This is a genomic window from Aureimonas jatrophae, assembly GCF_900104035.1.
Lineage (GTDB): Bacteria > Pseudomonadota > Alphaproteobacteria > Rhizobiales > Rhizobiaceae > Aureimonas > Aureimonas jatrophae.
On sequence record NZ_FNIT01000001.1, the window covers coordinates 925,399 to 936,357 of the forward strand.

Here is a 10,959-nt window from a genome sequence, read left to right on the forward strand (position 1 = left end):
AGACTTTGGCGCACGACAGCAAGTCGTGTGCCGCCCGATCGCGGGTTTTCGGGAGAATAAGTGGGGTCGTAAGGCTCGCTTCTGATGTTTTTCCAGCGCGGGACGATGGAAAACGTCGGTCGCGATGTTGCGCCGGACGAACCAAACCACATCTAAGCGGCGCGCCGCGCGGCCCGAGGGCTCCCGCGGCGCTTGCGCGTCCGGTGGGGCACCGGCGCATGCGCGGCCGGTTCGGCCGGATCAGAGGGCTGTGGGACGAGGATCGATACCGTCCCCCAAGGAGGATGTGAGTTTGGAACAACCGGTTTCCGAAGCGGCGGCACAGACGGCGATCACGGGGATCTCGCCGGACGTGGTGCCCACCTCCGTCTGGCTGGCCACGATCGCCGCGATCGCGGCCCTTTTCGTGTTCGACTTCCTGACCCACGTGCGCAAGCCGCACGAGCCGACCTTCAAGGAGTCGGCGCTCTGGTCGACCTTCTACGTCGCGCTGGCGCTGATCTTCGGCGCGGGCGTGTACTACTGGTGGGACGCCGAGCACGGCGTCGAGTACTTCGCCGGTTTCATCACCGAGAAGTCGCTCTCGGTCGACAACCTCTTCGTCTTCGTGATCATCATGAAGAGCTTCAGCGTGCCGCGTGCCTACCAGCAGAAGGCGCTCCTGATCGGCATCGTGATCGCGCTGATCATGCGCGGCATCTTCATCGCGCTGGGCGCCGCCGCCATCGAGCGCTTCTCCTGGGTCTTCTACCTCTTCGGCGTCTTCCTCTTGTGGACGGCCTGGAAGCTGGCGGCCGAGAGCCTGAAGCACGGCGCCAAGTCGACCGACGAGGAGTACGAGCCCAACTCGATTGTGAAGTACTTCCAGCGCCACCTGCCCACCGTCGACGACTTCCGCGGCAACGCGCTGACCGTGATCGAGAACGGCAAGCGCTACTTCACGCCGATGTTCATCGTGATCCTGGCGCTCGGCATGACCGACCTCCTGTTCGCGCTGGACTCGATCCCGGCGATCTACGGCCTCACCGATGCCCCGTATATCGTCTTCACGGCCAACGCCTTCGCGCTGCTCGGCCTCCTGCAGCTCTACTTCCTGCTCGGCGGCCTGCTCGACCGCCTGGTCTACCTCGGCATCGGCCTGTCGCTGATCCTCGCCTTCATCGGCGTGAAGCTGATCATCCACGCGATGGAGGCCAACACGCTGCCCTTCCTGAACGGCGGGCAGCCGATCGAGGGCCTGCCGCATATCGAGACGAGCTTCTCGCTCTCGGTGATCGTCGGCATCCTCGTGGTGACCACGGTGGCGAGCCTCCTGAAGAGCCGCTCCGACAGCCGCAAGGCGGCCGGCGACACGACGACCCGCCACTGACGGCAGGGCGAGCGAAACGACGCCAGGGGCGGGACCTTCGGGGTTCCGCCCCTTTTTTCGTTCCGGCGGATCAGGCCGCCGGCAGGCTCACGGGCCCGGTCCAGGCCGAGCGCCCGCGCTCGTCGGTGGCGACCACGCGGAACCAGTCGCCCCGGAAGCGACCGAGCGGCAGGCGCGCCGTCGTGATCCCCTCGCCGAACAGGTTGGCCGCGCGCGAGCCCCGCCCGACGACCGCGATGTTGCGCACGGCCGAGGTTTCCACGACGATCTCGTCGCCCTCGATCCGCGCGTCGACGATCTCCGGGCCGCAGCTGGCGTAGAATCGCCCGCTCTTCAGCGCGTCGAGGATCGGCTCCGGCGCGTTCGCGTCCGCCTTCACCATGACCCAGCCCTGGCCGGCGTCGGGCACGCGCAGGTGCGCGTCGTCGCAGGCGATGGCGTGGAGGAGCGCGCCCTCGTTGGCGAGCGCGTCGAGGAGGTAGGTGCCGTCGGGGCGTGCCGTCTCCAGCGCGCAGCCGGTGTTGAAGATCTCTACCGCGTGCGCGACGCCGCCGAGCGCGCGGCCGTCCTCGATGGTCAGCGAGGACCATTGCGGATGCGCGATCGCGACAAAGGCACCAGCCTCGCGGGCGCGCCGGGCGAGCGCCACGCCGTCCTCGCCGGGCGACGGCGGCGCGAAGTCCAGCGGCAGGCCGCAGACGAGGATATGCCAGAGTTCGCCCTGCGAGTTCTCCGGCGCATGGAGCTCGGCGCCGAAGATCGTCGTGAAGCCGTCGGCGCGCAGCGCCCGCGTGTCGGCCACTGGAAAGCCGTAGCGCTCGAGGAAGTGGTCCGACAGGCACAGGAAGTCGTAGCCCGCCTCCCGGTAGATCGCGGCGACCCGCTCCGGCGATTCGGCGCCGTCGGAAAGGGTCGAGTGGGTGTGCAGGTTGCCGCGCAGGAAGCGGCCGGGCGCGGCGAAGGGGGCGAGCTGCATGGGTCTCCGAAAGTCCGTTTGGTGTGCGAAGCGGCCTCTACCAGTCCCATGTTGCGCTTTTTTGCTTGCCCGTCTCCGGCAAAGGCTCTCACATGCCGGAACGCCGTCTCGTCACGGCGCGCATCGACGCATCGCGCCCGATCGAAGGGCGCGCGATGCGACACGCAAGTGTCACGCGTCGGTGATACGGGGCCCCGGCGGGCGACAAGGCCCGCCTCGAACAACAAGGCCGCGATCAGGCGGCCAGGCTGGAGCGGTCGGATGAACGAAATGTTGAAGCGCAGCGTCTGTCTCGCGGCTCTCGCCGGCGTGGCGCTCGGCGCCACGGCCCCGGCCGCGCTGGCCCAGGGCATGGACGAGCTGGTCGCCGCCGCCAAGAAGGAGGGCTCGCTCACCACGATCGCGCTCCCGCACGACTGGTGCAACTACGGCGAGATGATCTCGGGCTTCAAGGCCAAGTACGGCCTGGCCGTCAACGAGCTGAACCCCGATGCGGGCTCCGCCGACGAGATCGAGGCCATCAAGGCCAACCAGGGCAACACCGGCCCGCAGGCCCCCGACGTGATCGACGTCGGCCTGTCCTTCGGCCCGCAGGCCAAGACCGACAAGCTGATCCAGCCCTACAAGGTCTCGACCTGGAGCGAGATTCCCGACGAGGCCAAGGACGCCGACGGCTACTGGTACGGCGACTACTACGGCGTCCTCACCTTCGAGGTGAACAAGGACCTCGTGTCGAACCCGCCGCAGGACTGGGCCGACCTCCTGAAGTCCGACTACGCCAACTCCGTGGCGCTCGCTGGCGATCCGCGCGCCTCGGCGCAGGCCATCCAGGCGGTCTACGCCGCCGGCCTCTCCAAGATGCCCAACGGTTCGCCGCAGGAGGTCGCGACCGCCGGTCTCGACTTCTTCAAGCAGCTGAACGCCGCCGGCAACTTCGTGCCCGTGATCGGCAAGCCGGCCTCGCTCGCCCAGGGCACGACGCCGATCATGATCCGCTGGGACTACAACGGCCTGTCCTCGCGCGACACGCTGAACGGCAACCCGGCGGTCGAGGTCGTGGTGCCGAAGTCCGGCGTGGTGGCCGGCGTCTACGTCCAGGCGATCAGCGCCTACGCCCCGCATCCGAACGCCGCCAAGCTCTGGATGGAGTACCTCTACTCCGACGAGGGTCAGCTGACCTACCTCAAGGGCTACTGCCACCCCATCCGCTTCAACGAGATGGCCAAGGCCGGCAAGATCCCGCAGGACCTTCTGGATCGCCTGCCGCCGGCCGCCGCCTACGAGAGCGCCCAGTTCCCCTCGGTCGAGGTCCAGAACGCCGTGAAGGCCGAGGTCACCACGAAGTGGGACCAGGTCGTGGGCGCCAACGTCCAGTAATCACGACGCCTCGTGTCCCGCGCCGGTTCGGCCGGCGCGGGATCGCTCGTTGGAGCCATGGCTACGGATCACATGAGACCCTCATGACGGCGATCACGGACGGCGTTTCCACCAGCCGGGCCACCACCGGGCGGCCGCGCTTGCGCACGAAGGCGGGCGTCGGTCCGCTGGCGTTGTTGGGCGTCGTGCCCTTCTTCCTGTTCGCGCTCCTGTTCCTGATCGGGCCGACGCTTTACCTGATCCTCGGCGCCTTCCAGAACCCGGCCGGCGAGTGGACCCTCGCCAATATCGGCGCCCTGTTCCAGCCGCAGATCATGGCGGCCTACTCGATCTCGATCCGCGTCAGCCTTGCCTCCGCCGCGCTCGGCACGCTGATCGGCTTCGCGCTCGCCTACGCCATCGTCCACGGCGGTCTGCCGGGCTTCATCCGCTCGGGCGTCGTGACCTTCTCGGGGGTCGCGTCCAACTTCGCCGGCATCCCGCTCGCCTTCGCCTTTATCGCGACGCTCGGGCGCATCGGCCTCGTCACCTGGTTCCTGCGCGACGCCTTCGGCATCGATCTCTACCGTCTCGGCTTCAACCTGCTCAGCTTCTGGGGCCTGACGATCACCTATCTCTACTTCCAGATCCCGCTGATGGTGCTGATCATCACGCCGGCGCTGGACGGCTTGAAGCGCGAATGGCGCGAGGCGGCCTCGATCCTGGGCGCAACGCGCTGGCAGTACTGGCGCATGGTGGCGCTGCCGGTGCTCTTCCCGAGCCTGATGGGCTGCTTCCTGCTTCTGTTCGCCAACGCCTTCGGCGCGATCGCCACGGCTTACGCGCTGACCGGCTCCTCGCTCAACATCGTGCCGATCCTCCTTTACGCACAGATCCGGGGCGACGTTCTCTACAACCCCAATCTCGGCTACGCGCTGGCGGTCGGCATGATCGCGATCACGGGCCTTTCCAACATCCTCTACATCGTCCTTCGATCGCGCTCCGAGAGGTGGCTGCGATGACCGCCCGCCGCATCGGCGCGGGAGCGGTCGTGCTCCTGGGCGCCCTCTACTTCCTCCTGCCGCTCTGGGCGACGTTCCAGTTCTCGCTCGGCATGGTACGCGGCACCTGGAGCTTCCAGAGCTACCGCGTCGTCTTCGCCGACCAGCGCTTCCAGGAGACCTTCCTGTTCTCCACGGTCTGCGCGCTCGCCACGATCGTGCTCGGCGCGCTTCTCGTGGTGCCGACCGCCTACTGGGTGCGTCTGCGCCTGCCCAGGCTCCGGCCGATCGTCGAGTTCGTCACGCTCCTGCCGCTCGTGATCCCGCCGATCGTGCTCGTGTTCGGGTACCTGCGCCTCTACAACTCGTCGTCCTGGCTGCCCTTCACCGCGACGCTCTGGGGCACCAACGTCCTGATGGTGTTCGGCTACACCGTCCTGTCGCTGCCCTACATGTACCGCGCGGTCGACACGGGCCTCCAGGCGATCGACATCCGCACGCTCACCGAGGCCGCCGAGAGCCTGGGGGCCAAGCGGCACGTCGTGCTCCTGCGCGTGATCCTGCCGAACGTGCGGGCCGCGGTCCTATCGGGCGCCTTCCTGACCTTCGCGATCGTGATCGGCGAGTTCGTGCTGGCGAGCCTCCTCAACCGGCCGGCCTTCGGTCCCTACCTCCAGAATGTCGGCGCCAACCGCGCCTACGAACCGGCGGCCCTTGCGATCATCGCCTTCGCGGTGACCTGGGGCTGCATGATCCTCCTGCAACTGGCCGGCGGCGGCGCACCGGGGCGCCCGCGCGCCTCCGTGCGCGCGCTCCTCAAGATTGGAAGGCGCGGGCGATGAGCTTTCTCGAGATCGAGGACGTCCAGAAGAGCTTCGGCGCGACGACGGTCGTCCACCACTTCTCGCTGTCGGTGGAGCGGGGCGAGTTCGTGTCGTTTCTCGGACCGTCGGGCTGCGGCAAGACCACGATGCTGCGCATCGTGGCGGGCTTCGAGACGCCCAGCGCCGGCACCGTTCGCATCGACGGGCAGGACGTGACGCGCCTGCCGCCCAACGAGCGGCGCATCGGCATGGTGTTCCAGGCCTACGCGCTGTTTCCCAACATGACCGTGCGCGACAACGTCGCCTTCGGCCTGCGCATCGCCGGTATGGGCCGCGAGGAGCGCGCGGCGCGCGTCGAGGAGATGCTGCGCCTCATCGGCCTGCCGCACGTCGCCGACCGCTATCCCTACCAGCTGTCGGGCGGCCAGCAGCAGCGCGTGGCGCTCGCCCGCGCCATCGCGCCGCGCCCGCGCGTCCTTCTTCTCGACGAGCCGCTCTCCGCGCTCGACGCCAAGATCCGCGTGTCGCTTCGCGAGGAGATCCGCGAACTGCAGCGCTCGCTCGGCATCACCACGATCTTCGTGACGCACGACCAGGAGGAGGCGCTGTCCATGTCGGACCGCATCGTGGTCATGTCGGAGGGCCGGGCCGAGCAGGTCGGCACGCCGTTCGAGATCTACAACCGTCCGCGCACCCGCTTCGTCGCGTCGTTCGTGGGAACGCTCAGCCTTCTGGAAGGGGAGGCGGCCTTCGGCGACCGCGCGATCGTGGCCGGCCAGGAGGTCGAGGCGGAGATGCCCGGCGCCAAGCCCGGCGACCGCGTGACGCTGGCGCTGCGTCCCGAGTCGCTGTCGCTTCACCCCTCGCGCGAGCGCTCCAACGCCCTCAAGGGCACGATCAGCGACGTCGCGTTCCTCGGCTCGGTGGTGCGCGTGCGCGCCCGCTTCGGCCAGGGCGAGCTCCTGATCGACACGTTCAACGACCCCGCCGCCCCGCCGCCCCAGCGCGGCGAGCCGGTGACGGTGTTCTTCTCGCCCGCCGACGTCCAGTGCCTGGATGCGGCGACCGGCGCGACGCACCGCCCGTCGGTCCGCGCGGGCGCGGGAAGCGTCGCGCAGCCGGTCGACGCCTGACACGGCCGTTTCTCGACTCCGCCCGGGCGGGGTGGGTCTTGCAGGACGCGGCGAACGCCCGACATGCACCGCCGGGGGCATTTCAGGAGCTGAAGGCGGCGGACCCGATTGAGCGACCAGACGAACCGCCTGCCGGAAACGGCGGGCCCGATCCTTTATGCGCGCGGCGCCGACGCGCAGACGCTGCGCCTGACCGCCGTCATGGTCACACGCGAGGGCGCGCCCGCACCGCTCCTCGAGCCTGACGGCGGCGAGGCCCGCCCCATGCACCGCCGCGCGACCTTGTTCGGGCGCAGCGTCTGGGGACTCGACTTCGAGCTGCCGGCGCGGCGCGAGGGGGCGCACTACGGGTTGGACGGGACTCGCTTCCGTGTCGCGAGCGACCTCACCGGCGACCTCGCCATCGCCTTCGTGTCCTGCAACGGCCAGGAGAACGGCGACGAGGACCGTACCCACGACGACCGCGACGTCCTGTGGCGGCGGCTTCTGGACGAGCACCACCGCCGTCCCTTTGCGCTCCTTCTGCACGGCGGCGACCAGCTCTATGCCGACGAGGCGGTGGACAGCCATCCCGAGACGCGCCGCTGGAACGACCTGCCGAACGAGGAGCGGCCCGGCGTCGCCTGGACGGCGGAGATGCGCGAAGCGGTGCGGCGCTACTTCTTCCGGCGCTACCTCGCGCTGTTGCGGCAGCCCGCCGCCCGCGAGCTTCTCGCCCGCGTGCCCTCGATCATGATCTGGGACGACCACGACATCTTCGACGGCTGGGGCAGCCACCCCGCCGCGCTCCAGGCAAGTCCCGTGGCGCTCGGCCTGTTCGAGGCCGCACGCGAGATGTTCGTCCTGTTCCAGCTGGGCGCCGAGCCCGGCCGGCTGCCCGACACCTGCCTCGATCCAAGCGGGACGAGCCTGTCGCAGGGCGCGGGGTTCCCGGGCTTCGGCGTGGTCGCGCCGGACCTACGCTCCGAACGCCTGCCCGATCGCGTCATGGGCGAGCCCGGCTGGCGCGCCTTCGAGCGGTCGCTGGAGCGCTTGCCGCGGGGCGAGCGGCGCATCGTCGTGTCCAGCGTTCCGGCGATCGGTCCGCGCCTGTCGCTGGTGGAAGCGCTTCTCGACTTCTATCCCGGCGTCAACAAGTACGAGGACGACCTGCGCGACCAGTGGCAGAGCCGGGCGCATCGCGACGAGTGGCGGCGCTTCCTCCTGCGCCTAGCGCGCGACGGTGAGGCGGACGGTGCTCCCGTCACCGTGCTGTCGGGCGAGATCCACCTCGCCACGCGCGGCACGATGCGTCTGAAGACCGGCGCCATGCTGCACCAGCTCGTGGCGTCCGGCATCACCCATCCCCGCCCGCCGCGCCTGTTCTCGGCCGGGCTCGGCCTCCTGTCGCGGCTCGGTCACTCGCCGCTCCCGGACCGGCCGATGCGGGTGCGCCCGTTGCCCGGCCGCTCGGCGCCCTACACCGGCCAGCGCAACTTCCTGGTGCTGGAACGGCGCGCGGGCGCCTGGCAGGCCGAATGGGAGCTCGAGGACGACGGCCGCACGCCGCCCCTCGCGATCTGACGATCCTTCCGCTCCGGTCCCGGACGGCAGGGCCAGCTGAACGGCGGGGCTGGGGGGAGCCAAGGCCGCCACCGCCAACCGGTGCTCGGGATGGTTTGCCGACTGTCCGCATTTGATCGCGAGACGAGGGAAAGCGGACGTTCCTGCAAGGTCGCCCGCTGCCGAAGGCCTAGCCGAGGTCAGCATCGCACACCGTCAACGTTGGCTTGCAGGATGCGGCTAACAGGTATCGAACGGCTTCGATGGGTTGAAGGCGGACGAGACCCTTTCTGGTGTCCGCTTCCTCCCCGACAATCGTCAAAGGTCGTCAGAACGCGCTTTGTCTATGCGATAGAGTCGCTTCGACCAAGAAGCTCCGTAACGAAGTCGATGAAGACGCGCACCTTGGGCGCGAGATGGCGGTTCGACGGGAACAGCACGGAGATGGGAGGACCGGGGGCCGCATATGGCTGGAGAACCTCGACAAGCCGTCCCGATCGCAGGTACGGCTCCGCCATATAGGTGTGAAGCTGGACGAGACCGGTTCCCGCGAGCCCGGCGTCCAGGATGACGTCATTGCTGTCGAAACTGAGCGTCCCGGCGACCTCGACGGTAAGTGTCGCACCCCCGCCCGCCGGCACAAACCTCCACGGCGCATAGGTGCCGGAGCCATGCGGCAGGCGCCGAATGCAGTTGAAGCGCGTCAGGTCCGACGGGTCTTCCGGCACGCCATGCGCTTTGATATAGGCGGGTGAGGCGCAAACGATATAGTGGACGGTGCCGACGCGCTTGACCATCAAGCGCGAGTCTCGCGGTTCTCCGATCCGAACCACGGCATCGAGCCCGGCTTCGACGAGATCGGTGAGCTCGTCATCGAACGATGCATCGACCCGAAGATCGGGATACCGGCCGGTCAGCGTCCCGAGTTGCGGCGCGATCACCATCCGTCCAAGGGCCGTCGGCAGCTCGACCTTCAGAACACCTGTCGGCATCGACGCACGTTCGCGCATGTCACGCTCGGCCTCGTCCAGTTCCTGCAGGATGGCCGCGCATCGAAGGAAGAATGCGCGCCCTTCCTCCGTCAGGCTGATCGCCCGGGTCGTGCGCTGGAAGAGACGCAGCCCCAGCCGGCCTTCCAACCGGGCGACACTCTTGCTGACCGCCGATGGCGAAAGGCCGAGCACCTTTCCAGCCTTCGCGAAGCTGCCATGGTCCGCGACGCGAACGAAAGCGAGGATGCTGCCGAACCGATCCGGTGCCATCGACGCTGTCCTCCCGTGCTCACTAGAACTCCCGCCGACCACCTTCCGTGGATTAGTGAATTCGGAGCACGAAAGCCATGACCGTAGCCCTGGTTCCAGCCCCAGCCCCGATGCCTCACTTCATGAGGGGACAAAAGGGATGCCGACGCGGCATCCGGAACTTCGGAGCATGTCGATGGAAACGCTTCTTGCGGGGCGAGTCGCCCTGGTCACGGGTGCCAGCCAGGGTATTGGCGAAGCGATCGCCCGGGCACTTTATCGCGAGGGCGCGAAGGTCGCGTTCCTGTCGCGCGATGCAGGCAAGCTAGACACCCTCGTTGCCGAACTTGGCGGCGGCGCCCTGGCTGTCGCCGGCGATGTGACGAAGGCCGATAGCCTGGCTGCAGCTATCGGAAGGGTCGAGTCGGAACTCGGCCCAATCGACATCGCCGTCAACAATGCCGGCGGCCTTCGGTCGTCGACCGGGGAGCTGTTCCGGGCCTTCGAGGACGTGCCCGACGAGGATTGGCAGGCGACATGGGAACTGAATGTCATGTCGGCGGTGCGCGTGGCCCGCGCCGTCCTGCCGGGCATGACGAACCGCGGTTGGGGGCGCATCATCAATATCTCGTCCGAGAGCGCGGTGCAGCCTGACCCGGTCGCGGTCGAATACGGCACCTCCAAAGGGGCGCTGAATACGCTGACCAAGGCGCTCGCCAAAGCCTATGCCGGGCGGAACGTTCTCGTGAACGTCGTTTCGCCAGCTTATGTGGATACGCCGATCCTGCGTGAACTGCTGGCCCAGCAGGAAGGGGCGGAGACGCTGTCGCCCGACGCCCTGGCCGCGCATTTCTTGAGCGCGTTCCGACCCAATATCGGTCTCGGCCGTCCCTGCCGCCCAGAGGACGTCGCGGAGGCCGTGGTCTTCCTCGCCTCGGAGCGCGCCTCCTTCATCACCGGCACCAACCTGCGTGTCGATGGCGGGTCGGTGACAACGCTCTGAATACGCCTGCTTTCGAGCCCCGCCCGGCAGGGCATCCCCGTGGACGCAGCGGCTGACCGGGTTGCGATGAGCCACCGCCCATCAGGAAATCTTCCATGAAAATCGGCATTGTGGGGTCCGGCCATATCGGCGGCCTCATCGGAACACTGTGGGCGCGGGCTGGCCATGAGGTCCTGTTCTCATCCCGCAACCCGGCATCGTTGGAAAGCTTGGTTCGAGCTGCAGGCGGCGACGCCCGAAGCGGTACGCCGGACGAGGCAATCGCCTTCGGCGACGCCGTTCTCCTTTCGATACCCTTTGGGGCGCTGCCCGAGTTCGGGCGAACGAAAGCCGAAGCCCTTCGCGGCAAGGTCGTGCTGGAGACCGGCAATCCGAACCACAAGCGCGACGGAGCCATGGCCGAAGCGGTGACGCGCTCGGTGGTCTGCCCCCTGAAAAGTGGTCCTCCCTGAAGTAGGCTTTCGAGCCGATGGAGGATGCCCAAATGGGACAGAAGAAGCACAAGCCGGAAGAG

The 10,959-nt window shown here is 68.2% G+C and carries 9 protein-coding genes and 1 pseudogene; 8 read left to right on the plus strand and 2 right to left on the minus strand.

Annotation, left to right across the window (positions count from 1 at the left end):
* The first annotated feature begins 292 nt into the window (after positions 1 to 292).
* A complete protein-coding gene (locus BLQ76_RS04485; RefSeq protein ID WP_210285912.1) occupies positions 293 to 1,369 on the plus strand; it encodes a TerC family protein in 1,077 nt (358 codons plus the stop codon).
* Positions 1,370 to 1,439: 70 nt separating this feature from the next.
* On the opposite strand, the gene BLQ76_RS04490 is transcribed toward BLQ76_RS04485, so the two are convergent.
* Positions 1,440 to 2,345, minus strand: a complete 906-nt coding sequence (locus BLQ76_RS04490) for a PHP domain-containing protein (protein WP_090669329.1) — start codon at positions 2,343 to 2,345, stop codon at positions 1,440 to 1,442.
* A gap of 270 nt (positions 2,346 to 2,615) precedes the next feature.
* On the opposite strand from BLQ76_RS04490, the gene BLQ76_RS04495 reads away from it, so the two are divergent.
* The 5 genes from BLQ76_RS04495 to BLQ76_RS04515 all read left to right on the plus strand — a co-directional run bounded on the left by BLQ76_RS04495 (position 2,616) and on the right by BLQ76_RS04515 (position 8,222).
* Positions 2,616 to 3,722, plus strand: coding sequence for an ABC transporter substrate-binding protein (locus BLQ76_RS04495; RefSeq protein ID WP_090669674.1), 1,107 nt, complete (start codon positions 2,616 to 2,618; stop codon positions 3,720 to 3,722).
* 83 nt (positions 3,723 to 3,805) lie between these two features.
* Entirely contained in the window at positions 3,806 to 4,723 is a 918-nt protein-coding gene (locus tag BLQ76_RS04500) for an ABC transporter permease (protein ID WP_090669332.1), read from the plus strand.
* On the plus strand, positions 4,720 to 5,544 hold the full coding sequence (locus BLQ76_RS04505) for an ABC transporter permease (RefSeq protein WP_090669335.1): 825 nt from the start codon (positions 4,720 to 4,722) through the stop codon (positions 5,542 to 5,544). The genes BLQ76_RS04500 and BLQ76_RS04505 overlap by 4 nt, the downstream gene beginning before the upstream one ends.
* Entirely contained in the window at positions 5,541 to 6,659 is a 1,119-nt protein-coding gene (locus BLQ76_RS04510) for an ABC transporter ATP-binding protein (RefSeq protein ID WP_090669337.1), read from the plus strand. Before BLQ76_RS04505 ends, BLQ76_RS04510 begins: the two co-directional genes overlap by 4 nt.
* Before the next feature lie 108 nt (positions 6,660 to 6,767).
* Entirely contained in the window at positions 6,768 to 8,222 is a 1,455-nt protein-coding gene (locus tag BLQ76_RS04515; RefSeq protein ID WP_244519464.1) for an alkaline phosphatase D family protein, read from the plus strand.
* Between the two features lie 323 nt (positions 8,223 to 8,545).
* Here BLQ76_RS04515 and BLQ76_RS04520 read toward each other — a convergent pair whose 3' ends face one another.
* Positions 8,546 to 9,463, minus strand: coding sequence for a LysR family transcriptional regulator (locus BLQ76_RS04520; RefSeq protein ID WP_090669340.1), 918 nt, complete (start codon positions 9,461 to 9,463; stop codon positions 8,546 to 8,548).
* 175 nt (positions 9,464 to 9,638) lie between these two features.
* Here BLQ76_RS04520 and BLQ76_RS04525 point away from each other — a divergent pair, with 175 nt between their 5' ends.
* Both BLQ76_RS04525 and BLQ76_RS04530 read left to right on the plus strand, forming a co-directional pair.
* The gene (locus tag BLQ76_RS04525) at positions 9,639 to 10,445 is read left to right on the plus strand and encodes an SDR family NAD(P)-dependent oxidoreductase (protein ID WP_170842462.1); all 807 of its coding nucleotides are present in this window, start codon (positions 9,639 to 9,641) and stop codon (positions 10,443 to 10,445) included.
* Positions 10,446 to 10,522: 77 nt separating this feature from the next.
* Positions 10,523 to 10,897: pseudogene (locus tag BLQ76_RS04530) on the plus strand (NADPH-dependent F420 reductase); the annotation flags it as partial.
* Between the last annotated feature and the right edge of the window lie 62 nt (positions 10,898 to 10,959).